Genomic DNA, 22,952 nt, shown 5'->3' on the forward strand with positions numbered 1-22,952 from the left:
CCTTTGCTGCCGTTGAGCGCAAGATGAGTCGCCCCATCAAGGTCGCAGCCACAGGGGCTCAGTCCGGCAGGCCGGCGCCGGCGATGCGCAGCGCGAGTTCGCCGTACTCCCACACCACGGCATCCTCGCCGATCTCGCCGTCCTCGCGGAACCACACCGCGACGCCCATGCCGAGGTCCAGGATCGCGTACGACGTCAGCCGCGCGGACGCGACCCGGAACCGGCCCGCTTCCACCCCGGCGTTCACCAGCTCGCGGAAGCCCGACTCGTACGCCGCACGCAGCGCGAGCACGTCGGAGCGGTGCGGCTCCTGAAGGCTGCGCAGCTCGCGGGTGCCGACGAACGCCTCCTTGCGGTGCCGGGCGTGGTAGCGCACATGCGCCTCGGTCGCCCGGCGCAGCCGCTCGACCGGATCCGCGGTGGTGGCGACGGCGGCGCGGTGCAGTGCGAGCAGGTCGTTCATCGCACCGGTGATGAGGCCGGCCAGCAGGTCCTGCTTGGAGGCGACGTGCTTGTAGAGGCTGGGACCGCGGATGCCGACGGCGGCGCCGATGTCCGCCATGGTCGTCGCCTCGTAGCCGCGCCTGGTGAACAGGTCGAGCGCGGCGGCGCGGATGTCGTCGGACCGCGGCGAACCGGACACGGATGACCCCTGCCTTTCCTGAAGCTAATTGTCGCTAGCTCACACATCGTGTTGGCCATCTCATAGTATCCCGCCGTCTTGCAGTGCCTCCTGTTATGTTCGGCTAATACCCGTTAGCCGACGTGTCAGCGTGGAGGGTTCCATGGCAGTCGATCTCACCCCCGGTCCGGTCGCGGCCGAACTGGCGCGGCGTACCGCGCGGTTCGTCCGGGACACCGTCGTCCCCGTCGAGGAGGCGAACGGCGGCGTGCTCCGCTCCGACGACGAACGGCGCGAACTCCAGGCGGCGGCCCGCGCCGCGGGGGTCTTCGCACCGCACGTCGCCTCGGAGTTCGGCGGCCACGGGCTGGACATGCGGGACCGCGCCTTCGTGTTCGAGGAGGCCGGCTACTCGCTGCTCGGCCCTCTCGCGCTGAACTGCGCCGCGCCCGACGAAGGCAACATGCACATGCTGGAGGCCATCGCGACTCCCGCGCAGAAGGAGCAGTACCTGCGTCCGCTCGCGACGGGCGGGACGCGTTCCTGCTTCGCGATGACCGAACCGGCCCCGGGCGCGGGCTCGGACGCCTCCGCGCTCACCACGAAGGCCGTGCGGGTGCCGGGCGGTTGGCGTATCGACGGGCACAAGTGGTTCATCACCGGCGCGGACGGTGCGGGCTTCGCGATCGTGATGGCGCGGACGTCGGGGGCGCCGGGTGAGGCGGGCGGGGCGACGATGTTCCTCGTGGACGCGGGCAACCCGGGGATGAAGATCGTCCGGCACATCGAGACGCTGGACGAAAGCCTCTTCGGAGGCCACGCCGAGATGGTGTTCGACAACTGCGTCGTGCCGGACGACGCGGTGCTCGGCGAGGTCGACGAGGGCTTCGCGTACGCGCGCGTCCGCCTCGGCCCGGCCAGGGCCACGCACTGCATGCGGTGGCTCGGCATCGCGCGCCGGGCCCAGGACATCGCGGTCCGGCGCGCCTCCACCCGCGAACTGTTCGGCTCCCGGCTCGCCGAGCTGGGCATGGCGCAGCAGATGATCGCGGACAACGAGATCGACATCGCCGCCGCACACGGCCTGATCCTCCAGGCGTGCGCGGACCTCGACCTGGGCGGCCCGTCCGGGCATTCGACGTCGATCGCGAAGACGTTCTGCGCGGAGGCGGTCTGGCGGGTCGTCGACCGGTCGCTCCAGATCTGCGGCGCGCTCGGGGTGTCGGGTGACGTGCTGCTCGGGCGGTTCCTGCGCGAGGTAAGGCCGTTCCGGATCTACGACGGGCCGTCGGAGACGCACCGGTGGACCATCGCGCGCCGCGTGGTGCGCCGGCTGGATGCGGAGGACGCCCGATGAGCGGGGCGGTCGCGGTCGACGGACTGGATCTGCCGGCCCTGGAGCGGTTCTTCGCCGACCACGTGCCGGAGTTCGACGGCGGTCTGCGGGCGGAGCTGATGCACGGCGGTCGGTCGAACCTGACGTACCGGCTCACCGACGGGCACCGGACGTGGGTGCTGCGGCGCCCGCCGCTGGGCGGCCTCACGCCGTCGGCGCACGACATGGCCCGGGAGTACCGGGTCGTCGACGCGCTCGCGGGCAGCGCGGTGCCGGTGGCGCGCGCGGTGGCGTTCGGGCCGGCGGAGGTGGTGGGGGTGCCTTTCGCGGTGTTCGACTACGTCGCGGGTGCCGTGATCCGGACCCCGGAGGACCTTCATGCGCTGCCCGACACGCGCATCGCCGATTGCGCGTTCGCGCTGGTGGACACGCTGGCCGGCCTGCACGCCGTCTCCCCCGACGCGGTCGGCTTGGCCGGCTTCGGCCGGGCGGAGGGGTACCTGTCCCGGCAGATCCGCCGCTGGTACGACCAGTGGCAGCGGGTCCGCACCCGCGAACTCCCCGACGTGGACAAGCTGCACGCGCGGCTGGCGGAGGCATGCCCGGCGGAGAGCGGCGCGTCGATCGTGCACGGCGACTTCCGCATCGACAACGCGATCCTGGCCGCGGACGACCCGTCGGACGTACGCGCCGTCGTCGACTGGGAAATGGCCACTCTCGGCGACCCGTTGGCCGACCTCGGCCTGCATCTGGCCTATGCCAACCCGGCCTTCGCCCCGGTCCTGGCCGACGCGGCGGCGTCGACGAGCCCGCGATTGCCGTCGCCGGACCGACTGGCCGAGCGCTACGCGGCCACGAGCGGCCGCGACGTCCGCGACCTGGGGTTCTACACCGCACTGGGCCTGTTCAAGGTCGCGGTCATCGCCGAAGGAATCCACGCCCGCCACCGACAGGGGCTGACCCGCGGCACCGGGTTCGGTTCGGTGGGCAGTGCGGTGGAGCCGCTGACGGCGGCCGGGTTGCGGGTCCTGGGAGGCAGCGCATGACCATCCTCGACAGCTTCCGCCTGACCGACCGCGTAGCCATCGTCACCGGCGCCTCCTCCGGCTTGGGCGTCGTCTTCGCCCGCGCTCTCGCCGAAGCCGGCGCCGACGTGGTGCTCGCCGCACGGCGTACCGACCGTCTCGCGGAGGCCGCCGCATCGGTCGAGGAGGCCGGGCGACGGGCCTTGTGCGTCGGCGCGGACGTTTCCTCACCCGGGCAATGCCGTGAACTCGCGGCTGCAGCGGCCGACTTCGGACCGGTCCGGGTCCTCGTCAACAACGCCGGCGTCGGCACTGCGGTCCCCGCCGCCCGGGAGACCCCCGAGCAGTTCCAGGCCGTTCTGGACGTCAACCTGTCCGGCGCCTACTGGATGGCCCAAGCCGCCGCCGACGTCATGCCCGAAGGCGGGTCGATCGTCAACATCTCCAGCGTGCTCGGGCTCGTCACCGCGGGGCTTCCGCAGGCCGCCTATTCGGCGTCCAAAGCCGGGCTGCTCGGGCTGACCCGCGACTTGGCCGCGCAGTGGAGCACGCGCCGCGGGATCCGGGTCAACGCGATCGCGCCGGGGTTCTTCGCGTCCGAGATGACCGACCAGTACAAGGACGGCTATCTGGAGGGCCAGATCGCCCGGCTCCCCATCCCCCGCCTCGGCGACGCGCGCGAACTCGCCGCCGCCGTGGTGTTCCTGGCGTCCGACGCGGCCGGCTACACGACCGGCACGACACTGACGGTGGACGGGGGGCTGACGATCTCCTGAGGTTGGGTGGCGCGGCGGTGGACTGTGGCGGGGCCGCGGCGGGTGCGGGGCGGAGGCCGCGGGGGCTCGCCAAGGCTCGATAGTTATGCGCATAATAGTTATGCGCATAACCAAGAGCGAGGAGCCCCGCCATGCCCATCACCCGCGCCGACGACACCGCCGGCTTCGAGCCCAGCGCTCTCGACTGGGTCCGCGACCACGTCGCGCAGATCATCGACACCGGCACCACCGACGGCGTGACGATCCAGGGCCTGCCGACCGTGCTCATGACGTACCGCGGAGCCAAGACCGGCAAGCTCCGCAAGACGCCGGTCATGCGCGTCGAACACGACGGCCGGTACGCCGCGGTCGCCTCGAAGGGCGGCATGCCGGAGAACCCGCACTGGTACGCCTCCGTGGCCGCGGAGCCCATCGTCGAGCTGCAGGACGGCACGGTCACGCGCACGTACCGCGCCCACGAGGCGTCCGGCGCGGAGAAGGAACTGTGGTGGGCGCGCGCCGTCGAGGCGTACCCGGACTACGCCGTGTACCAGCGCAACACCGACCGGCAGATCCCGCTGTTCGTCCTGGAGCCGGCGGAACCGTCCGAACCGTCCGAACCGTCCGAGCCGGTCGAGCCCAAGGTCTCTTGACTCGGTCACACACCCGTGCCACCCTCCGGAGATATCAGGAATTCCCTTAACTCCTGGAGGCCGGCGCTGTGTCCCCTGTGTCCCCTGTGTCCCCCACCATCACGCCGATGCCGCAGGCGCTCGGCGCCGTCGTCACCGGACTGCCGGAGACGTTCGACGGCGCCGTCGCCGCGCAGCTCAACGACGCGTGGATGCGGCACCAAGTCCTGTTCTTCCCGCAGGCCCACCTGGACGACGAGCGGCTGATCGCCCTCGGCTCCCTCTTCGGCAACCTCGCGGCCACCAGTCCCGGCCGCGCCGACGACCACCGGCAGCAGACCGTGCTCGGCGCGCACGGCGAGATCCTCGAGATCGACGCCGACAGGGAACGCGCCAACGCCTGGCACACCGACGTCACCTGGGCCGAAACTCCGCCCACCGGCGCGCTGTTGTCGATGCGCACCTGCCCGGAACGCGGCGGCGACACCATGTGGCTCGACCAGTACCGCGCCTACGAGACGCTGTCCGAGCCGGTCCGCACCCTCGTCGACGGCCTGCGCGCCGTGCACGGCCGTCCGCCGTCCACCGGCGAGCACACCCACCCGGCCGTCATCACCCACCCGGTCACCGGACGCCGCGCCCTGTTCGTCAACCGCGGCTGGACCACCCGCTTCGAAGGCATGTCCTCGATCGAGAGCACCGGACTGCTGCGCATGCTGTGCGACCACGCCGAACGCCCGGAGAACACCGTGCGGTGGACGTGGACGCCCGGCGACGCCGCACTGTGGGACAACCGCTGCACGCAGCACTACGCCGTCAACGACTACGGCACCGCCAAGCGCGTCCTGCACCGCGTCACGATCTTCGCGCCCGCCGCGTGACCGCCGACTCGCGCGTCGCCCCGGGTACGCCCACCCGCACCCGGCAGCCGCGGGCCGACGCCGCCGACACCCGCGAGGCGCTGCTGAGCAGCGGCGCCCGCCTGATCGCCCGGCACGGCCTCGGCGTGCCGGTGACGCAGATCCAGGACGCCGCCGCCCAACGCAACAAGTCCGCGGTGCGCTACCACTTCGGCTCCGTCCTCGAACTCGCCCTGGCGGTCACCACACGCCACGGCCAACAGGTCGACGCGCGTCGTGACGAAGCCCTCGACGCGTTCCATGAACGCTACGCACCCCCCGGCACCGACGACGGCCGCCCGCACGCCGAACTGGCCGTCATCGTCGACCTCCTCGTCAGCCCCGCGGCCGAGGAACTGCACACCGCACAAGGCCGCGACTACCTGCGCCTGCTCCCGCAGGTGTCCCACCTGGCCCAAGTCCGCTCGGGCGCGCCCGCGGCCCCGCCCGCCGTCGTGCGCACCTTGGCCTTGCTCCGGGACCACCTCGACCGCTCCGGCGTGTCCGACATCGACGAACGCCTCGCCCTGGCCGTCCAGATGCATGCCGCGGTGATGGCCGACCGGGCCCGGCGGATCGACGAGGGCGCGGACGGCGAACCGGCCGCGGAAGTCCGCGGCGGGGAGAGGGAGATCGCACCCGATCACGACGGCTTCGTGCGGTTGGTGACGGGGATGCTCGCGCGGGCGCTGGGAGGGGCGGGCTGAGGGCCCTTTGTGGCGGACGGCCCGGCAGACGGTCCCGTTACGCGGTCGGCACGGCCAACGCGTGACGTGGTCACCACGGCCTAGGCATTACGTGGTCAGCACGACCAACGCCCCGGCGATCAGCCACCCCCAGCGCAGCAGGGCGAGCGGCGGCCGTCCGTGCGTGATCCCGCCGAGCAGCAGGAATCCGCACAGCCACACCACCGCCGCGCCGCCCGCACCGGCAACTCCGAGCAGCACCAGCAGAGCCACGTAGCCGACCGCGGCAAGCACCAGCATCGGGATGGTCATCGCCAGGTACTCACCGAGGCCCGGCTCTCGGCGCACGTACTGGAAACGTGCGGTCGGACGCCGCATGTCGGTTCCCCTTTCCGGTTCGCCCCCCTCACGATCGACTGCCCCGCTTCGCGCAGACCACGCGTCGGTGGCGATCGGACGGCGCGCATGCTCTTGGGACTTACCGTCGGGCGGGGGGCTTGCTCGGGTGATCGCGGGGTGTTGATCGTCGAGGCGATACCGGGCGGTCGGGCCGGGCCCACTGCGGCGTGGACCGGGCGTTGTGTGCACGACCACTCTCCCCGGCGTCTCACGTAGGCATGTTCTGCCCCGGCAGCCCCTGCCCCGTCAGCCGGGCGAAGACCACCACGTTGCCCGTGTAGCCCTGCTTCCTGTCGTACTTGCCGCCGCACGTCAGGATGCGGAGTTCGGCGAAACCCGTGCCGCCGTAGACGCGTTCGACGGGGAAGCCGGCTTTCTTGAAGACCTGGATCCCGTACACCGTGAAGACCGCCGTGCTGCCGTCCTGGCGGGTCACCCGGATCGTGGTCCCCTTGTGCAGCGTCGCGATGTCGTAGAACACGGCCCGGCCGCCCGTCGCGTCGACGTGGCCGACCACGACCGCCGTGCCGAGTGCCCCCGGTGTCGGCGAACCCGTGTACCACGCGGCCAAGTTCGGGTTGTCCGACGGCGGTGCGGCGATCGTGCCGTCGGCGTTGAGGCCGACCGTCCCGACCGGCGCCTCGATGCGCACCATCGGAATGCCGATCCGCACCGGCGGCGACGCCGCCATCGGCGGTGCGGGCCGCGGCTCGTCGGCCGCACTCGCCGGGGCCATCGGCGCCGCGCTGTCCGGGCCGGGCGGACGCGCGTCGGTGCTCGGTGCGGGCGGACCGCCATGCGCGGTGAACCCGTCGACGGCCAGACTGCCCCCGAAGCACACGGTCACCAGCACCATCCCCACCACCGCGAGCCGCCCGCGCCGGGTGAGCCGTACGCCGTTCCGGCGCCCGCGGCGCGGCGAAGGCCGCCGCCGCGCCCGGGTCACGGGGCGCGCCGGCGGCCTTCCCGGGCGCGGACGGCGCGGGGCCGATCCGTACGTCACTACGCGGTGTTCCTCGTCAGCCGTCGCTGCGACGCCCGCGCCGCAGCAGCCACACGCCGCCGCCGAGCGCGGCCGCCGCGATCGCCACGCCGCCGACCGCCTTCACCGGGTCCGAGCCCGAGACGGTGCTGCCCACACCGGTGTCCGCGCCGCCCACGGGCACGACGTTGCCGAAGATGTCGGTGTTGGTCGGCGTGTTCGGCGGCGGGGTCACACACGAGACCTTGAAGACCTTGTGCTTGCCGGCGCCGTTCTCGCCTTCGAACGTCCAGGTGAGCTTGTACTGCCCGTTGGGCAGCGACAGCGCGGCGGTGTGCCCGGTGCCGTCGACCAGCGTGATGGTGCCTTCGAGGTGCCCGGTGCCGCTGTTCGCGGGCTGCGGGTCGATGGTCCAGGTGACCTGCTGGAGCGTGTCGAAATTGAACGCGTCCAGGTAGAAGCGGCAGACCTTGGGCTCGTTCCGTTGGTCGTCCACCGGCGTGGTCGTCGCGTGGATCTTGACGTCGCCGTTGTCCCCGGCCGCCGCCGAGGCAACCGCCGGGAAGAGCGCGAGCGGCGCGAACACGGCAGCACCCACGACCGCGGCGGCCGGCCGTCTGCGGCGGATCGCACGGGCGTGTCGAGGAGGTCGCGGACGTCGGGGCTCTCGGGGACGGATGTCGGTGATCACGTGGTGCTCCTGTCGGCGGGCCCCCGGCTTGGTGATACAGGCCGACTATCCGATTCACGCCACCCTTGGATTGGCAGGGAACACGGCGACACGCACGAGTTCCGTCGGATGGAGGAGCGGGCACGAGGACCACCGAGCCGGCCCGCCGCCGCACGGGCGGCAGGTCCTCACACGCCGCCCGCCGCCCACCCGTCTCCCGCTATTGCCCCACGCGGCCGTCGATGCACTCGCGCAGCAGGTCGGCATGGCCGCAGTGCCGGGCGTACTCCTCGATCCGGTGGACCATCAGTTCCCGCACCACGACCTGGTCCCGGCCCACCTTCGCACCCAGGTCGGCGAACCCGGCCACCGCGGCATCGGTCGCGGCCTGCTCCCGCGCGAGATCGCGGAACGCACCGTCCACCATGCCCTGGTCGGCCTCGGCAACGCCGTCGAAGTCCGCGCCCCGGGCGCCGTACAGCTTCGGCAGCGGGTCCCCGCCCTCGGTGATCCAATTCCGCCAGTCCACCTCGACCTCGGCGAGATGCCGCAGCAAACCGAGCAACGACATCGTCGACGGCGGCACCGACCGCCGCGCCAACTGCTCCGGGCCGAGGCCGTCGCACTTGAGGAGCAGCGTCATCCGGAAGTTCGCGAGATAGTCCAGCAGCGTGGCCCGCTCGCCCTCGGGGGCGGTCTCACTGCGGGGGTCGTCGTCCGGATCCATCCACATGTCGGGGTAGACAGTGGCCTGGGTCCATCGCTCGGGCTCTTGGCTCATGCCCGCCATCCTTCGCCGCGGGCTTTGCGGACGCCAGCGGAATATCCGCTCTCGACCGGTATGGCGGACGGTGGTTCTTGTGTCGGCGGCTACGTCGCGGACGAGCGGTAGTCCGCCACCATCAGGAGCATGATGCGCTGGATTCGGGCTCCGGCCCACGGGCGCCCCTGCCCGATCGTCCGGTAGCCCCACGCACGATAGGCGGCTTGGGCAGGCTCCGCGTCGGGGCGGGCGTTGAGGATGACGCGTCCCTGCTCGCCGAGGTCGGCGAGCAGGGACGCGCGCTGCCTTCGGGGGAGAACGGGGCACCGATGCCGGTGACGGTCTTGGCGGACGGCATCGGGGCGGATCGTCGGCACGGCGATGGTGTACCTGCGGAGGCAGACCCGGTCGTACATGTCGGACCGGGAGCACGTGCGGACGGAACCCCGCCCCTGCGCCTCTCATCCCTCCTGCGCGGCACTTCCGCGGTAACAGCTCTCCCGTCCGTCGCACCCCCGCCGCACCCACCACACTGGAGTCAACAACTACGCGCGCGAAGGAATCGGCCATGTCCGACACACCGCCACCCCCCGAAGGCCTCCAGCGGTGGACTCGGGCCCTGGCAGCCAGGTCGGCGGTCGTCGAGGGTGTTCCCGTCGCCGCCGACGGCTGGTGGTACCTCGGCCTTCGCCTGCCCGAATGGGAGAAGACCCGGATTGTCCGCATCCGCCCCGAAGCGGGCCTCGACGACGTCGAAACCGTCGTGGACCCGGCCGACTTCGTGCGTGGCGGCACCATCTCCGACTGGAGAATGGTCGGGTCGAAGGTCCTCGCCGGGATAGCCGACGGTACCGAGTTCGGCCCCTGGGTCATCGTCGATCCGGAGACCCGCCGCCCGGTGGGCGGCGGCCGCTTCGGCGAGTGCCGCGCGAGCGGTACCGCCTACGACCAACCCGAGGGCGACCGCCCAGGCCGCCTATACCACGTCGCCCACGAGAACCGACAGCTGCGCGGCGCGCTCCGGGTCATGCTGCGCGAGAACCCCCTCGCCGACACCCCCGCGCGCGACGTCCCGGTGGAGCTGGCGCCGCCCCGCTGGGGCTCGGACACGTTCATCCCGGAAATGTCCGTGCAGAAGGACGGCAAGAACCGCTGGCTGGTGGTGTCGGAGACCTCCGGCACCGGGCAGCAGCACCGCGCCGCGGTCTACGACCTCACCACCGACCCACGCCGCCCGACGCGGGTCGCGTTCGTCGACACCACCAGCGCCGGATCCAAGTCCCTCCAGATCCGCAACGGTTGGGCGTACTTCCTCACCACCGAAAGCGGCCGCCGCCCGTACGGCGCCTTGGTCCGTGCCCCGTTGCACAAGCTCGGTACCCCGCGCAGCCGCCAGACGCTCGCGACCGGCGACGCGGCAAGCGGCATCCACCTCCGTGCCTTCGCCGTCCACGACGACGGCCGCATCTCGCTGACCAGAACCCGCCACGGCCGGGACTCCCTCGTCCTGCACGGCCTCCGCGAAACCGATCGCGGCCCGCGCCTCACCCGGATCCGGGAGTTCACCTCGCCCGGCACCCCGTTCGCCTCCATCGTCGCCGCCTCGGAAGTGACGGACAGCCGCACCGGCTCCCGGCAGCTCGTCATCGCCTGGGACGACATCGGAGGCCGACGTCTCACCGCCTACCCGAACGCCGCATCCACCGCCCACGAGCTGCGCCTGACCAAAGACTTGCGCGCCCGCGGCCCGAAACCGGTCCCCACCGTCACCCGCGACATCCCGTTCCGCTTCGGCAGCCGGCCGCACCAAACCGGAGTCGTGCGCCTGACCACGCCGGTGAAGGCCCGCACCAACGGCCGGACTCCCACCGTCGTGATGCGCGACGCGTATCCGTTGTACGGGGAGGTCCAGTTCGGACGGACACCCGAACAGCACATGGTGGACGACGCCGTCCACGCGGCGGGCGGTGCGACCGCCGTCGTCTACCACGACCATCCGCGCCAGGGCGGCAGCGGCGTCGCCGAGCTGCCCCACCTCCTGATCGGCGCCGGAGAAGCCCTGGCCGAACGCGGCGCGGCGAAGCCCGGACGGATGTTCCTGATGGGCGGCTCGGGCCAAGCGGTTTCGGCCGCCGAGGCCCTGCGGTTGCGTTCCGACTTGTTCCACGGGGCCGCGCTGCGCTCGGCGTTCCTGCGCGTGGACGCCCAAGGCCTCGCCAGGGGGGTCGGCTTCTGCAATGCCGGCGCCAACTCGTTCGGTCCCGAACTGTCCGCGGCCTCCGCCTACGGGCACATGCGAGACCATGGGATCGTCCGACACCCCGGGGCGCGGCGGCCCGTCCTGCTGATGAGCTTCGGGATGCAGGACACGCGGACGTACGCCCAGGACCAGACCTTCCCGTACGCCCGTGTCGCGGCGCGCGCAGGTGCCGACGTCCGCCTCATGGAGTTCCCCGGCGGCCACTTCATGCAGTGGGCCGGAGCCCACGGCGGCGCCGAAGCCTTCGCGACCCAGATCGCCCAGGTGGAAGCCGTCCAAGGCGGATTCGCCGGGCCGCTCCCGCCCCGGCACCTGGCATCCGCGGTCGCCGTCACCGCCGGCCGGGGCATGGCCACCCCGCTCGCGCCGCCGACGCACCCGCGCACGTCGACGTTGCCGACCTTGGCAACACCAACCGGCGCACTCGACAACCGGAGCCCGGCACACACCCGCACCAAGGCCCTCGAGCACGCCTGACCGACAGCCTTGCCGCGGGCACCTCCGCCCACGCCCCGCTCGCGAACCCGACGGCCAGCAGCCGCCCGCCCCGCGCCAACGCCCCGGCGGCGTCCTCGGCCGCGGTGCCGCCCACCGGGTCGTAGATCGCGTCGACGCCCCGTCCGCCGGTGAGTTCCCGTAGCGCGGGACCGTGCCGCAGAACGCAACGGAGTTCCTCGACCGGCTCGCCCTCGGCACCTACGCGCTGGAGCCGTTCGACCGAGAGCAGTTGGCGGAACTCGCCGGACGGTGGTTCGGGGATACGCCCAGTGGGCGACTACGCGCGCAGTCGTTCCTGCACCAGAGCGCCCACACGGGCGTACGCGAGCTGAGCCGCGGCCGCGGCGCTCACCCTGGTGAGCCCCCGTTTGACCGTGGAAGCCACGGACCTCCTCCGCGCCATCCGCTCCCCCGACGACCGCGACATCGCCGCCGTCCACGTGGCCATACCCTCCGCGCCCTCAGCCCCGCCTATCCCGCCGAAGCCGCCACTCGCCTCCGCACCCTCGCGCTCGACCCCCGAACCCCACCACGCGCCCGCGTCAAAGCCGCGCACGGGCTCAGCAACTGTTCCCGCCACGCCCGCCGCGGCATCCCTGACGTCCTCCGCGCCCTCGTCGCCGACCCCGCCACCCCACCCTGCCGCCGCCGCGAAGCAGCTCGTGCCCTCGGCAAGTTCGGCTCCGACAATGCCCGCGAAGCCGCCGGCGTCCTCTTCGCCCTGGCCGACGCCGCAGGCCCCCGTACCTACGCCCGCCGCGCCGCGCTCCGTACCGCGACCCATCTCGGGCTCGGCTTCGCGCGCCAGGCGCCGGTCAGGTTCGACGCGCCGGCGTCCTCGTCCGAATGCCTTACAGAACCCTGACGTCCCGCCCTGCCTCCGCACGCGGCGGCCGATTCGGGCCTAGCGTCGCGTCCATGAAGGTTCTGGTCACCGGCGGTGCCGGGTTCATCGGATCGCACGTCTGCGAGGCCTTGCTGGCAGCAGGCCATGAGGTGCGGGTGCTCGACGCGTTGCTGCCCGCGGTCCATCGGGGCCGGCCGGCGGTGCCGGGGGACGTGGAGTTCCGGGAGGGGGACGTCCGCGATCCCGAGACCGTCGCGGCGGCGCTGCGTGGTGTGGATGCGGTCAGCCACCAGGCGGCGATGGTCGGTCTCGGGCTCGACCTCGACGACGCGCCGGACTACGTCGGCTGCAACGACCTCGCCACCGCGGTCCTCCTTGCCGCGATGGCTCGCGCCGGAGTGGACCGGCTCGTGCTCGCCGGGTCGATGGTCGTGTACGGGGAAGGCCGCTACACCTGCGGCGAGCACGGTGCCGTCGTGCCCGGTCCGCGGCCGGCCGCGGATCTGTCCGCGGGTCGGTTCGAGCCGCGTTGTCCGCGCTGCGGGGCGGAGTTGGCACCGGGACAGGTCGGCGAGGACGCGGCGCCGGACCCGCGCAACGTGTATGCCGCGACCAAGCTGGCGCAGGAGCACCTGGCCGCGGCGTGGGCGCGTACCGTCGGCGGTACGGCGACTTCGCTGCGCTATCACAACGTGTACGGGCCGCGGATGCCCCGCGATACGCCGTACTCCGGTGTCGCGTCGACCTTCCGGTCGGCGCTCGCCGCGGGCATCGCCCCGCGGGTGTTCGAAGACGGCGGTCAGCGGCGCGACTTCATCCATGTGTCGGACATCGCCGCGGCCAACGTCGCCGCGCTCACCCGCGAAGGCGACGGGACGGCAGGCTTCCGCGCCTACAACGCCGGCACCGGACGCCCGCACACCGTCGGGCAGATGGCCGCGGCCCTCGCCGAGGCGCACGGCGGCCCCACCCCGGTCGTCACCGGCCAGTTCCGGCTCGGCGACGTCCGGCACATCACCGCGTCACCCGCCCGTCTGGAAACCGAGCTGGGCTGGCGGCCGCGGGTGGCCTTCGAGGACGGCATGCGGGAGTTCGCCGCCGCACCGCTCCGCTGAACCGGACCACGACCCCGACCACGACCCCGACCATGACCCCGACCACCGGTCACGCCGGCAACCGCATCTCGAACCGGCACCCGCCCCCGACATTCACCACGTCGACCGTCCCGCGATGCGCCTCGACGATCCCGCGCACGATGGCCAGTCCGAGTCCCGCGCCGCCGTCCGGTCCCGGTGTGCGTGCGTGCGAGCCGCGCCAGCCGGTGTCGAAGACGCGCGGCAGGTCGTCTTCCGGGATGCCGCCGCACGCGTCGGTGACGGTCACCAGGACATGGTCGTCCGCGAGGCGTTCCACGCCCACGGCGACCGTGCCGTCCGACGGGGTGTGCCGGATCGCGTTCACCAGCAGGTTGGTCAGCGCCCGCGACATCTCCTTGCTGTCCACGTGCACCGGGACGGCGGCGATGCCGCTGTCCTCCAGGCGTACCGCCCGGGACCGGGCCAGGACCTCGGTCCCCGCGAGCGCGTCGCCGACCAGGTCGTAGAGCGACACCCGGGACACCGACAGCTGCAGGGCGCCCGCCTGGATGCGGGACAGTTCGAACAGGTCGTCGACCATGCCGCTGAGCCGGTCCACTTCCACGCGGATCCGCCGGTGGTAGCGCGCCGGGTCGGCGGCCACGCCGTCTTCCAGCGACTCGGCCATCGCGCGCAGTCCGGCGAGTGGGGTACGCAGGTCGTGGGAGATCCAGGCGATGAGTTCGCGGCGGGACTGCTCGACGGCGCGTTCCCGGGCCCGGGCTTCCCGCAAGCGAGCCGAGGTTCGTTCCAACTCGAAACTCAGATCGGCGAGTTCGGCTATCGCGGAGGGACGCGGCGGTGGCCGGTACGCGTCGTCGTCGTCGGCCGAGGCCGAGCCGAGGCCGTGGGCGGCCTGCTGGAGCGCGCGGACGTCGGCGACCACCGGCCGCCCCAGGACCGCAGCGGCGCCGATCGCCAGGACCGCGGCCACCGCGCAGACCGCCATCATCACCGTGAGGTCGTGCGCGGACAGGAACATGGCCTGGGCGACGCCGAGGGTGCCGGCGGCCATGGCCGCGACCGTCACCACCGACGATGCCCCGAGCGCGACGGCCACCGGGCGGCGCCCCGCGCACCGCAGCGCGACCATGCCCGCGGCAGTGACCGCAAGGCCGCACAGCCCCGCGATGAGGCAGACCAGCAGAAAGTCCTTCAGCGGCACGGCGGGTCACCCACTCGCCGCGTCGGCGGAAGCGCCGGGCCCCGCATCCCACCGGTACCCGACCCCCCACACCGTCGCCAGATGCCGCGGCACCGCCGGATCGTCCTCGACCTTCTCCCGCAGCCGCCGCACGTGCACCGTCACCGTCGACCGGTCGCCGAACTGCCAGCCCCACACCTCGTGCATCAGTTCGTCGCGGGAGAACACCCGGCCGGGATGCCGCAGGAAGAAGCACAGGAGGTCGAATTCGCGGGCGGTGAGCGACAGCTCGCTGCCGTTCCGGGTCACCCGGTGGGCGGTCACGTCCACTTCGATGCCGTCGCCGCGCAGCATGCCGGGCCCGGGCTCGGGGGGCGTTCCGGCACGACGCAGCACGGATTGGATGCGCAGGACGAGTTCGCGGGGGCTGAAGGGTTTGGTGACGTAGTCGTCGGCGCCCAGTTCCAGGCCCATGATGCGGTCGCTTTCCTCGCCGAGCGCGGTCAGCATCACCACGGGGACCGGGCCGCGGGCGCGGAGCCGGCGGCAGACCTCCAGGCCGTCCATTTCGGGCAGCATGAGGTCGAGGACGACGAGATCGGGGGCGATCTCGTCGGCCGCGGCCAGCGCGGCGGGGCCGTCCGCGGCGTGGGTGGTGCGGAATCCGGCCTGGCGGAGGTAGTCGACGACGACTTCCGCGACGGTCGGGTCGTCGTCGACCACGAGTACGGTGCCTGACATGCGGCGAGTGTACGGAGCCGGGAAGGCGCGCCGGGATCGCACGCGAGGCCCGTTCGCAATCCGTAAGACTCCCGGGCCGCGGGACGGGCGACCGGCCGGAGACCACCCGGACGTACGAATTCCGTAAGCACGCCGCAGCCCGGAATCCGCCGTCGCGCTCCGTAGCGTTGCGGTCATGGACAAGCCCCTCCAGGCCGCCCCGGCGGCCGCATCGCCCACCGCCGCGGTCGACGTGGTGCTTCCGTGCCTGGACGAGGCGGACGCGCTGCCATGGGTCCTGGACCGCATGCCGCCCGGCTACCGCGCGATCGTCGTGGACAACGGGTCGTCGGACGGCTCCGGCGACCTGGCCCGCCGGCTCGGCGCGCTGGTCGTCGACCAGCCGGTGCGCGGCTTCGGCGCCGCATGCCACGCCGGGCTGGTCGCGGCCACCGCACCGGTGGTGTGCTTCTGCGACTGCGACGCGTCCCTCGACCCGCGCGAACTCCCCTACGTCGCCGACCCGGTCCGGGACGGCGAGGCCGACCTGGTGCTGGGCCGGCGGCGTCCCGCGACGTTCGGCGCGTGGCCGCCGCACGCCCGGGTCGCCAACCGGGTGCTGGCCGGGAAACTGCGGTCGCGGACCGGCGTACGCCTGCACGATCTCGGCCCGATGCGCGCCGCCCGCCGCGAGGCGCTCCTCGCGCTCGGGCTGGCCGACCGCCGGTCCGGGTACCCGCTGGAGATGGTGGTGCGGGCCGCCGCGGCGGACTGGCGCATCCGCGAAACCGACGTGCGGTACCTGCCGCGCACCGGGCGTTCCAAAGTGACCGGCACCGTGCGCGGCACGCTGCACGCGGTCCGCGACATGAGCGCGGTGCTCGCCCGTGTCTGACCGTCCCTCCCCCGCTTCAGCCTCCGCCGCCGCCCCCACAGCCACCGGGACGACGCTGCTGGTCATCGCGAAGACCCCCGTACCCGGCCGGGTCAAGACCCGGCTCACCCCGGACCTGACGCCCGATCAGGCCGCGGACGTGGCCGAAGCCGCGCTCGCCGACACGTTCGACGCCGTCCTCGCCGCACCCGCCGCGCGCCGTGTGCTGGTCCTCGACGGGCCGCCGCGGCCGTGGTTCCCGTGCGGCCTGGAGGTCGTGCCGCAGACGGGCGGCGGGCTCGACGTGCGCCTCGCCGCCGCGTTCGCGCTGTGCACCGGGCCCGCGCTGCTGGTCGGCATGGACACGCCGCAACTGCGGCCCGACCTGCTCGCCGTCGACTGGACGGACACCGACGCGTGGTTCGGGCCCGCCGCGGACGGCGGGTTCTGGGCCCTCGGCCTCCGCCGGCCGGATCCGGCGCTGCTGCTCGGCGTCCCGATGTCCACCCCGCGGACCGGCGCCGCACAACTGGCCCGCCTCACCGGCGCGGGGCTGCGCGTCGGCCTGCTCCCCGAACTCACCGACATCGACCACGTCGCCGACCTCGCCGCCGTCGCCGCCGCCGCACCGGGCACCCGGACCGCCCGGCTGGCACGACACCTCCTGCCCGGCACTGCGGTCCCGCAGCCGCACCGCGCCCCCGCCCGGGCAACGGCGACAGCGACCGCCACGGCGACGGCATGACGAGCCCCGCCGAGCACGGCCTCCGGATTCCCGAAGGCCGACTGCCCGCACGCCGTCACCCCGCCACGGACGAACTCGCCGGCCCGGAGGACGCATCCGCGGCTCCCTACGAAGCCGCCCTGCGCACCGGCGGCGACCTCTACGTCCGCCGCGCCGACGGCACCCGCGCTCCGGTCGACGTCGCCCGCTGGAAGGCCGCCGCCGATGCCGCCGACGCGTCGCTGCTGGCACGCTGCACCGGGCCGACGCTCGACATCGGCTGCGGGCCCGGCCGGTTGGCCGCCGCGCTGGTGCGCCGCGGGATCCCGGTGCTGGGCGTCGACGTCTCCCGGGAAGCCGTCCGGCTGACCATCGCCGCGGGCGCGGCCTGCCTCCACCGTTCGGTGTTCGAGCCGCTGCCCGGCGAGGGCCGCTGGTCCGGGGCGCTGCTCGCGGACGGCAACGTCGGGATCGGCGGCGACCCCGCGGCACTGCTCGACCGGGTCGCGGCGCTGCTGCGCCGCGGCGGCGTCCTGCTCGCCGAAACCGATCCGGACGACGCGGACGTCCACGAACGGTTCGCGGTGCGCGTCGAGGACGCGCGCGGCCGGCGCGGACACCCGTTCCGCTGGGCCCGCATCGGCTCCGCGGCCCTCAGTCGACTCGCCCCCGCGCACGGGTTCACCGCCGACGAGACGTGGCGGCACAGCGGGCGGACGTTCGTGGCGCTGCACCGGAACTGACCGGGGCCGGAACCGACCGGACCGGGAACGACCAAGGCCCGGGGCCCGGGGCCCGGGGGCCGGGGGCCGGGGGCCGGGGCCCGAGGGCCGAGGGCCGAGGGCCGAGGGCCGAGGGCCGAGGGCCGAGGGCAGCGCGCCTCCAGACGCCCAGCCGCCTCCTCCCTACCGGTGCCCGGCACCCTCGCGGCGCCGCATCGCCCACTTCCGGATCACGATGACCATCCCCGTCCCGGCCGCCACCACGCCCCACACGACGGCGAGGTTGCGGCCGTAGGCCAGCGGCAGCGCGGACGGGTTGGGCGGCGGCCAAGGCCGCACGAACACGGGCAGGGCCACGAGCGTGGCCGCGACGCCGGCCGCCAGTCCGCCGAGCAGGGTGCGGCGTACCCACGGTTCGGGTCCACGGCCGCGGCCGACGCGCATCACCAGCCAGCCGGTGCCGAACACGAGTGCGGCGAAGACGACGTCGTGGGCGAGCAGGCCGCCCAGGAGCCAGCGGCCGACGCCCCACTTGTCGACGTACGAAGGCTCGTCGAGCAATCCGGCCGTGCCATAGCCGATCGCCGCCAGCCCGGCCGCGCCCAGGACGAGCCGGGACACCGTCATGGCGCGCGACACGGGGACGCGGGCCGTCTCGTCCACGGCCCGATCGGGGCCCGCCTGCTCGGTCATGCCAGCACCTCCATCCGGTCGACCCACTTCGTCTGCAGCACGCCGGGCCGGTTGGGGGCGATGATCCGGGCCGGGTAGCCGTGGTCTTCGTTCAACGTCTCTCCGTTGACCGTCAGGGCGAGCAAGGTGAGCGGATCGCGGGTGTACTCCTTGCGCATCTCCATGACCGCGTAGGCGCCGAACTTCTCGAGCGAGACCACGCGCAGCGTCGCGTCGTGCGGTGCCCCGGCGCGGTCGAGCAGGTCGCGGACGCGGACTCCCGACCAGGTCGCCGACGCGCTCCAGCCCTCGACGCACGCGATCGGCAGCTTCACCGTGTGCTGCGGCATCGCCAGCAACTCGCCGCGGGAGAGCGAGAGTTCCTGCGGTCCGAGGACGGTCAGCCGCCATTCGGGGTCGTGGATGACCGGCAGGACGCCGGCCGCGGCCGCCGTGCGGTTGACCGGCAGATGCTGCGAGCCCACCCGCGGGCGTCGGAACGCCAGCGGCGACACCTCCGCCAGCGGCGCCACCGTCTCCCCGACCGTCGCAAGCGTCACCACTCCGACGGACGCCGCCAGCCCGGCCAACAACCCGCGCCGCGACGGCCCGTCCGCGGCCGGCAACGCCTCCGGTCCGCGCCGCCAGTGCGCGGCGATCACCGGCAGCTGCACCGCGATGTGCAGCACCACCGACCCGGTCGCCACCCAGCCGATCCAGAAATGCACCGGCACGAACGGGAACGGCCACGGGTACCACTCGACGATGTTGATCAGTCCGGTGATCAGCTCGAACAGCGCCGCGGCGACCAGCACCGCGACCGTCAGCCGCTCCACGGCATGCCGGACCGACCGCGCCGGCGGCCACACATACAACCGCGGGTAGACCACCCACAGCTTCACCAGCAGCAGCGGAATCGCCGCAATACCGGTCGCCACGTGCAGGCCTTGGGTGACCCGATAGCCCCACACCGGGCGGCTCGGGATGGAAAGCCAGCTCGGCTGGTGCTGCATGTAGTGGCTGATCAGCCCGGTCACGAAGCACACCGCGAACGCGGGGCCCAGCCAACGCCCCACCACCACCGCCGTACGCGGATCGTGCAGCGCCTTGCCGAACGCGCCCTCGCGCAGCGGTCCGCGGCGCAGCGCCTCCGGAGGCTCGGGCAGCGGCACGTCACCGGGGATGCGATTCCTGCTCATGACCGCACTCAACCCCGGAAAGCACCGCCGCGTACCTCCGGCGCGCATTACCGAATCCTGACAAACGCCAAACGGAGCATCGGCAGACGCCCATCTGCTTACGAATCGCTGACGTACCTCCGCGCACGCCGATCCGGCGGCGTCGAAGTGCCAAGGTCGGACCATGCACATCAGCACGCCCGGCACCGGGACCGGGCGCACCGCCCCGCGGCCCCCCGCCGACCGCCGAAGCGCCGGGAGCCGCACCGCGTGGACCTGCGCCGCCGCGGCCTGCGCCACCGCACTCGGCGCGGTCCTCGCGTACGCCGTCCACGGCCCCTACACGCGGCCCGGCACGCCGGGCACGTACGCCGTGTACGGCGTCGCCTGGGCGCTGTTCGCGCTCGCCGCGCTCGCGGTGATCCGCCGCGTCCCGGCGCGGCGTGCCCTGTGGCTCGTGTGGATCGGCGCCGTCGCGTTCCAGATCATCGCCGTGTCGGCACCGCCGCAGACCAGCGACGACGCCTACCGCTACGCGTGGGACGGCCGCGTGCAAGCCGCCGGAATCTCCCCCTACCAGTACGCGCCGCAGGACCCGGCCGTCGCGCACCTGCGCGACGACTGGCTGTTCCCCCCGGGAGCCTGCCGCGGCTGGTTCGAACACCCGCTCCCCGACGGCGGCTGCACCCTCATCAACCGCCCCAATGTGCACACCATCTACCCGCCCGTCGCGCAAGCCTGGTACCTCGGCATCCACGCGGCCACCCCGCCCGGCCACCGCGAGCCCGTGCAGATCGCCGCCGCACTCACCGGGCTCGCCGTCACCGGCCTCCTGCTGCGGATACTGCGCCGCATCGGACGCGACCCGCGCTACGTCGTGCTGTGGGCGTGGTGCCCGATGGTGCCGCTCGAACTCGGCAACAGCGCCCACGTCGACGGACTCGGGGTGTTCCTCATGCTGCTCGGGCTGGCCGCGGTCGCCGCGCGCCGGGCGACCGCGGGCGGCGTGCTGCTCGGCGCGGCGATCGCGGTGAAGATGTTCCCGGCGGCGGCGCTGGTCGGCGCGAGCAAGCGCAAGCCGTGGCACACCTGGGGCGCGGCGGTGCTGACGGTCGCGGGCGCGTACGTCCCCTACCTCCTCGCCTCCGGCTCCGCCGTCGTCGGCTACCTGCCCGGCTACCTGCGCGAGGAACGCTACGACGACGGCGCCCGGTTCGGCCTCCTCGACCTCGCCCTGCCGGAAGCCGTCGCCCCGTTCGCCGCCGTCGCCGTCCTGGCCGCCACCGCGGCCCTGGTCGCCCGGCGCTCCGACCCCGACCGGCCCTGGAGCGCCGCGCTGACGATGACCGGCGTCCTGCTGCTCGTGATGGCCCCCAACTACCCGTGGTACGCGCTGCTGCTCGTCGCCCTGGTCGTCCTCGACGGCCGCGTCGAATGGCTCGCCGTCGGCCTCGCCGGATACGCGCTCTACTTCACGTGGCTGCTCTACCTCACCGAAGGCCAGATCCGCGCCGTCCACCAAGGCGCCTACGGACTGGCCACCGCCGCGGTCGTCGGCGCCGCCTGGCTGCGGCGCCGACGGGCCCGCGCCGGGACCTTCGCACCGCGGACGTCGGCGGACGCTGGTTCACTGGTGCCGTGACCACCGATCAATGGCAAGCCGACCGCCTCGACCTCGACGGCTACCTCGCACGCGTCGGCCTCGAACCGCAGGAGCCGACCCGGGCAGGCCTGGACGCGCTGCACGAAGCCCACGTCCGCACGTTCACCTTCGACAACATCGACGTGCTGCTCGGGCAGCACCCGGGCGTCGGCCTCGACGCCGTCCAAGGCAAGTTCGTGGGCCGCGGCCGCGGCGGCTACTGCTTCGAACACTCGACGGTCTTCGCCGCCGTGCTGGAACGCCTCGGCTACACCGTCCGCCGCCACCTCGGCCGGGTCGGCGACCCCGCCGACGGCAGCCAACAGGGCCGGACGCACATGGTCGTCGAAGTCGCCCTCGACGGACAGCGGCTGCTGTGCGACACCGGCTTCGGCATGAGCCTGCTCCGGCCGATCGCCCTCGCCGACGGCGCGGAAGACGACCACCTCGGGTGGCGCTACCGGATGGAACGGCACGACGAGCCCGCGAAGGACACCGAAGACGCCTGCACGAACACCACGTGGCGCATGCGCCGTTGGCGCGACAACGGCTGGCTCGTGATGCACGCCACCGACGAACTGCCCGTCACCCCGATGGACGTCGCCATCGGCCACCACTACACCGGCACCCACCCCGACTCGCACTTCACCCGCACCCTGGTCGTCGCCCGGCACCTGCCCGACCGGCACGTCACCGTCACCCACGACACCGTCACGGTACGGCGCGCCGGCGAACCGACCGAGCACCGCCCGCTGGCGGCGGGCGAACTCGCCGACTGGCTCGAAGTGCTCGACGTGCCGCTGACCATCGACGAGGAGCAGAACCTGCTGCGCCGGGCCGCGGACCTCGCGGCCTCCGGCTCCTGAGGACGGCCTGGCGCGGCCGGCGAGAGGTGGGGGCCCTCGCCGGCCGCGGGAGGGCCGCGCTTCATCGGCGGGAAGCACGGCCTGCTCTCAGGTCGCTCCTACCCGCACGTAACGCTCCCACAACTCGTCCCATTCGGCGTCGCTGAGGTCGCGGCCCGCCGCGGAGATCTCCGCGAGTTCGCGGAAGTACGCCTCGCGGGGTGCGCCCGGCATGACGAGGACCAGCATCGCCGCCGGTTCGTCGCCGTCGTTGCGGAACCCGTGGTCGCGGCCCTCCGGCACGTGCCGGAAGTCGCCCGCGGGCGCGGGACTCCAGCGTTCCCCGTCGTACACCTGCACGGTGCCGAAGACGACGTGGAACGACTCGGAGAACAACGTGTGGCTGTGCGGCGCCACCAAACCGCCGTGCGGCGGCAGCAGCCATTCGTGCAGGCCGAACCGGCCCTGCGTGACGTGGCCGGGCACCGCCGGCCGGGCCGAAGCTCCGCCGAACAACGCGGCGGCCGACCCGGATCCGGTCCGGGCGTGCCGTGTGTCGAGGGCGGCACGCGCTCCCGCGTACGTCATCGCCCCACCCCGAACTGCATGGTTCCCCCCAGCAGTCGCGGCGTCCTGTATCGGACGCCGAACGTCCATTACGGACGCGGAACCGCGGATGCCGGCCCGGCGACGACGGCAGACGGGGGCTGCCACACGCCGGGCCCGCACCGCGGACCGGTGGTCCTCCCCAGGCACCGGCCCTTCCGCGCGGGGATTTCTCCCCCCACCGCGCAAGGTAGCCGATCCCGGCGCAGAGGTCTACGCGCGGTGAAAGATCCTTTCCGCGCGGTCGGCGGGCCGGCCCTCGGCCCCTCCGCCCCTTGATCCCGCCACCCAATCCGGATAGGACACAAGGGATCT

The 22,952-nt window shown here is 73.2% G+C and carries 25 protein-coding genes and 1 pseudogene; 14 read left to right on the forward strand and 12 right to left on the reverse strand.

The window, feature by feature from the left end; translation table 11 throughout:
• Positions 1-58: 58 nt before the first annotated feature.
• A complete protein-coding gene (locus tag ABEA93_RS30960) occupies positions 59-643 on the reverse strand; it encodes a TetR/AcrR family transcriptional regulator (protein WP_345679167.1) in 585 nt (194 codons plus the stop codon).
• Between the two features lie 142 nt (positions 644-785).
• On the opposite strand from ABEA93_RS30960, the gene ABEA93_RS30965 reads away from it, so the two are divergent.
• The 6 genes from ABEA93_RS30965 (at position 786) to ABEA93_RS30990 (ending at position 5,976) form a co-directional block, all read left to right on the forward strand.
• On the forward strand, positions 786-1,979 hold the full coding sequence (locus tag ABEA93_RS30965) for an acyl-CoA dehydrogenase family protein (protein WP_345679168.1): 1,194 nt from the start codon (positions 786-788) through the stop codon (positions 1,977-1,979).
• Entirely contained in the window at positions 1,976-3,004 is a 1,029-nt protein-coding gene (locus ABEA93_RS30970; RefSeq protein ID WP_345679169.1) for a phosphotransferase family protein, read from the forward strand. Before ABEA93_RS30965 ends, ABEA93_RS30970 begins: the two co-directional genes overlap by 4 nt.
• The gene (locus ABEA93_RS30975) at positions 3,001-3,759 is read left to right on the forward strand and encodes an SDR family NAD(P)-dependent oxidoreductase (RefSeq protein ID WP_345679170.1); all 759 of its coding nucleotides are present in this window, start codon (positions 3,001-3,003) and stop codon (positions 3,757-3,759) included. Before ABEA93_RS30970 ends, ABEA93_RS30975 begins: the two co-directional genes overlap by 4 nt.
• Before the next feature lie 131 nt (positions 3,760-3,890).
• On the forward strand, positions 3,891-4,391 hold the full coding sequence (locus ABEA93_RS30980) for a nitroreductase family deazaflavin-dependent oxidoreductase (protein ID WP_345679171.1): 501 nt from the start codon (positions 3,891-3,893) through the stop codon (positions 4,389-4,391).
• Positions 4,392-4,477: 86 nt separating this feature from the next.
• Entirely contained in the window at positions 4,478-5,251 is a 774-nt protein-coding gene (locus tag ABEA93_RS30985; RefSeq protein ID WP_345679172.1) for a TauD/TfdA dioxygenase family protein, read from the forward strand.
• Positions 5,248-5,976 (forward strand): hypothetical protein, encoded by a 729-nt coding sequence (locus ABEA93_RS30990; RefSeq protein WP_345679173.1) that lies wholly within the window; start codon positions 5,248-5,250, stop codon positions 5,974-5,976. The genes ABEA93_RS30985 and ABEA93_RS30990 overlap by 4 nt, the downstream gene beginning before the upstream one ends.
• Positions 5,977-6,063: 87 nt before the next feature.
• On the opposite strand, the gene ABEA93_RS30995 is transcribed toward ABEA93_RS30990, so the two are convergent.
• The 5 genes from ABEA93_RS30995 to ABEA93_RS31015 all read right to left on the reverse strand — a co-directional run bounded on the left by ABEA93_RS30995 (position 6,064) and on the right by ABEA93_RS31015 (position 9,185).
• Positions 6,064-6,333 (reverse strand): hypothetical protein, encoded by a 270-nt coding sequence (locus tag ABEA93_RS30995; RefSeq protein ID WP_345679174.1) that lies wholly within the window; start codon positions 6,331-6,333, stop codon positions 6,064-6,066.
• 229 nt (positions 6,334-6,562) lie between these two features.
• A complete protein-coding gene (locus tag ABEA93_RS31000) occupies positions 6,563-7,210 on the reverse strand; it encodes a class F sortase (protein ID WP_345679175.1) in 648 nt (215 codons plus the stop codon).
• A 163-nt stretch (positions 7,211-7,373) separates the two neighbouring features.
• Positions 7,374-7,922: a hypothetical protein gene (locus ABEA93_RS31005; RefSeq protein ID WP_345679176.1), complete on the reverse strand. Its 549-nt coding sequence runs from the start codon at positions 7,920-7,922 to the stop codon at positions 7,374-7,376.
• A gap of 304 nt (positions 7,923-8,226) precedes the next feature.
• Positions 8,227-8,796 carry a DinB family protein gene (locus ABEA93_RS31010; protein ID WP_345679177.1) on the reverse strand — a complete coding sequence of 190 codons (570 nt, stop codon included), beginning with the start codon at positions 8,794-8,796 and terminating at the stop codon, positions 8,227-8,229.
• Positions 8,797-8,876: 80 nt separating this feature from the next.
• Complete coding sequence (locus tag ABEA93_RS31015) at positions 8,877-9,185, reverse strand: hypothetical protein (protein ID WP_345679178.1); 309 nt, start codon at positions 9,183-9,185, stop codon at positions 8,877-8,879.
• 152 nt (positions 9,186-9,337) lie between these two features.
• On the opposite strand from ABEA93_RS31015, the gene ABEA93_RS31020 reads away from it, so the two are divergent.
• Entirely contained in the window at positions 9,338-11,506 is a 2,169-nt protein-coding gene (locus tag ABEA93_RS31020; RefSeq protein WP_345679179.1) for an alpha/beta hydrolase family protein, read from the forward strand.
• 55 nt (positions 11,507-11,561) lie between these two features.
• Here the strand turns inward: ABEA93_RS31020 and ABEA93_RS31025 are convergent.
• A pseudogene (locus ABEA93_RS31025) lies at positions 11,562-11,621 on the reverse strand (hypothetical protein); the annotation flags it as partial.
• Between the two features lie 57 nt (positions 11,622-11,678).
• Between ABEA93_RS31025 and ABEA93_RS31030 the strand changes: the two are divergent.
• Both ABEA93_RS31030 and ABEA93_RS31035 read left to right on the forward strand, forming a co-directional pair.
• Entirely contained in the window at positions 11,679-12,392 is a 714-nt protein-coding gene (locus ABEA93_RS31030; RefSeq protein ID WP_345679180.1) for a hypothetical protein, read from the forward strand.
• Between the two features lie 53 nt (positions 12,393-12,445).
• Positions 12,446-13,489, forward strand: a complete 1,044-nt coding sequence (locus ABEA93_RS31035; RefSeq protein ID WP_345679181.1) for an NAD-dependent epimerase/dehydratase family protein — start codon at positions 12,446-12,448, stop codon at positions 13,487-13,489.
• Positions 13,490-13,538: 49 nt separating this feature from the next.
• Here the strand turns inward: ABEA93_RS31035 and ABEA93_RS31040 are convergent, their stop codons facing one another.
• Both ABEA93_RS31040 and ABEA93_RS31045 read right to left on the reverse strand, forming a co-directional pair.
• Positions 13,539-14,669, reverse strand: coding sequence for a sensor histidine kinase (locus ABEA93_RS31040; RefSeq protein WP_345679221.1), 1,131 nt, complete (start codon positions 14,667-14,669; stop codon positions 13,539-13,541).
• Between the two features lie 12 nt (positions 14,670-14,681).
• Complete coding sequence (locus ABEA93_RS31045) at positions 14,682-15,395, reverse strand: response regulator transcription factor (protein WP_345679182.1); 714 nt, start codon at positions 15,393-15,395, stop codon at positions 14,682-14,684.
• Between the two features lie 175 nt (positions 15,396-15,570).
• On the opposite strand from ABEA93_RS31045, the gene ABEA93_RS31050 reads away from it, so the two are divergent.
• The 3 genes from ABEA93_RS31050 to ABEA93_RS31060 are packed head-to-tail and all read left to right on the forward strand — an operon-like array spanning position 15,571 to position 17,715.
• Positions 15,571-16,269, forward strand: coding sequence for a glycosyltransferase family 2 protein (locus ABEA93_RS31050; protein ID WP_345679183.1), 699 nt, complete (start codon positions 15,571-15,573; stop codon positions 16,267-16,269).
• The gene (locus tag ABEA93_RS31055; protein ID WP_345679184.1) at positions 16,262-16,993 is read left to right on the forward strand and encodes a TIGR04282 family arsenosugar biosynthesis glycosyltransferase; all 732 of its coding nucleotides are present in this window, start codon (positions 16,262-16,264) and stop codon (positions 16,991-16,993) included. Before ABEA93_RS31050 ends, ABEA93_RS31055 begins: the two co-directional genes overlap by 8 nt.
• On the forward strand, positions 16,990-17,715 hold the full coding sequence (locus ABEA93_RS31060) for a methyltransferase domain-containing protein (protein WP_345679185.1): 726 nt from the start codon (positions 16,990-16,992) through the stop codon (positions 17,713-17,715). Before ABEA93_RS31055 ends, ABEA93_RS31060 begins: the two co-directional genes overlap by 4 nt.
• A gap of 162 nt (positions 17,716-17,877) precedes the next feature.
• On the opposite strand, the gene ABEA93_RS31065 is transcribed toward ABEA93_RS31060, so the two are convergent.
• Positions 17,878-18,387, reverse strand: a complete 510-nt coding sequence (locus ABEA93_RS31065; protein ID WP_345679186.1) for a hypothetical protein — start codon at positions 18,385-18,387, stop codon at positions 17,878-17,880.
• On the reverse strand, positions 18,384-19,565 hold the full coding sequence (locus ABEA93_RS31070; RefSeq protein WP_345679187.1) for a molybdopterin-dependent oxidoreductase: 1,182 nt from the start codon (positions 19,563-19,565) through the stop codon (positions 18,384-18,386). The genes ABEA93_RS31065 and ABEA93_RS31070 overlap by 4 nt, the downstream gene beginning before the upstream one ends.
• Positions 19,566-19,728: 163 nt before the next feature.
• On the opposite strand from ABEA93_RS31070, the gene ABEA93_RS31075 reads away from it, so the two are divergent.
• Both ABEA93_RS31075 and ABEA93_RS31080 read left to right on the forward strand, forming a co-directional pair.
• Positions 19,729-21,186 (forward strand): glycosyltransferase family 87 protein, encoded by a 1,458-nt coding sequence (locus tag ABEA93_RS31075; RefSeq protein WP_345679188.1) that lies wholly within the window; start codon positions 19,729-19,731, stop codon positions 21,184-21,186.
• On the forward strand, positions 21,183-22,052 hold the full coding sequence (locus ABEA93_RS31080) for an arylamine N-acetyltransferase family protein (protein ID WP_345679189.1): 870 nt from the start codon (positions 21,183-21,185) through the stop codon (positions 22,050-22,052). Before ABEA93_RS31075 ends, ABEA93_RS31080 begins: the two co-directional genes overlap by 4 nt.
• Positions 22,053-22,139: 87 nt before the next feature.
• Here the strand turns inward: ABEA93_RS31080 and ABEA93_RS31085 are convergent, their stop codons facing one another.
• Positions 22,140-22,619: a cupin domain-containing protein gene (locus ABEA93_RS31085; RefSeq protein ID WP_345679190.1), complete on the reverse strand. Its 480-nt coding sequence runs from the start codon at positions 22,617-22,619 to the stop codon at positions 22,140-22,142.
• Positions 22,620-22,952 lie beyond the last annotated feature (333 nt).

The organism is Yinghuangia aomiensis (genome assembly GCF_039542225.1).
GTDB lineage: Bacteria > Actinomycetota > Actinomycetes > Streptomycetales > Streptomycetaceae > Yinghuangia > Yinghuangia aomiensis.

Coding starts and splice junctions, on each gene's coding strand:
- ABEA93_RS31050 (WP_345679183.1), top strand. CDS start 15,571: ATGGACAAGCCCCTCCAGGCCGCCCCGGCGGCCGCATCGCCCACCGCC.
- ABEA93_RS30970 (WP_345679169.1), top strand. CDS start 1,976: ATGAGCGGGGCGGTCGCGGTCGACGGACTGGATCTGCCGGCCCTGGAG.
- ABEA93_RS30975 (WP_345679170.1), top strand. CDS start 3,001: ATGACCATCCTCGACAGCTTCCGCCTGACCGACCGCGTAGCCATCGTC.
- ABEA93_RS30980 (WP_345679171.1), top strand. CDS start 3,891: ATGCCCATCACCCGCGCCGACGACACCGCCGGCTTCGAGCCCAGCGCT.
- ABEA93_RS30965 (WP_345679168.1), top strand. CDS start 786: ATGGCAGTCGATCTCACCCCCGGTCCGGTCGCGGCCGAACTGGCGCGG.
- ABEA93_RS31085 (WP_345679190.1), bottom strand. CDS start 22,619: ATGACGTACGCGGGAGCGCGTGCCGCCCTCGACACACGGCACGCCCGG.
- ABEA93_RS31060 (WP_345679185.1), top strand. CDS start 16,990: ATGACGAGCCCCGCCGAGCACGGCCTCCGGATTCCCGAAGGCCGACTG.
- ABEA93_RS31000 (WP_345679175.1), bottom strand. CDS start 7,210: ATGGTGCTGGTGACCGTGTGCTTCGGGGGCAGTCTGGCCGTCGACGGG.
- ABEA93_RS31020 (WP_345679179.1), top strand. CDS start 9,338: ATGTCCGACACACCGCCACCCCCCGAAGGCCTCCAGCGGTGGACTCGG.
- ABEA93_RS31070 (WP_345679187.1), bottom strand. CDS start 19,565: ATGAGCAGGAATCGCATCCCCGGTGACGTGCCGCTGCCCGAGCCTCCG.
- ABEA93_RS31045 (WP_345679182.1), bottom strand. CDS start 15,395: ATGTCAGGCACCGTACTCGTGGTCGACGACGACCCGACCGTCGCGGAA.
- ABEA93_RS31015 (WP_345679178.1), bottom strand. CDS start 9,185: ATGTACGACCGGGTCTGCCTCCGCAGGTACACCATCGCCGTGCCGACG.
- ABEA93_RS31065 (WP_345679186.1), bottom strand. CDS start 18,387: ATGACCGAGCAGGCGGGCCCCGATCGGGCCGTGGACGAGACGGCCCGC.
- ABEA93_RS31010 (WP_345679177.1), bottom strand. CDS start 8,796: ATGGCGGGCATGAGCCAAGAGCCCGAGCGATGGACCCAGGCCACTGTC.
- ABEA93_RS31035 (WP_345679181.1), top strand. CDS start 12,446: ATGAAGGTTCTGGTCACCGGCGGTGCCGGGTTCATCGGATCGCACGTC.
- ABEA93_RS30995 (WP_345679174.1), bottom strand. CDS start 6,333: ATGCGGCGTCCGACCGCACGTTTCCAGTACGTGCGCCGAGAGCCGGGC.
- ABEA93_RS31075 (WP_345679188.1), top strand. CDS start 19,729: ATGCACATCAGCACGCCCGGCACCGGGACCGGGCGCACCGCCCCGCGG.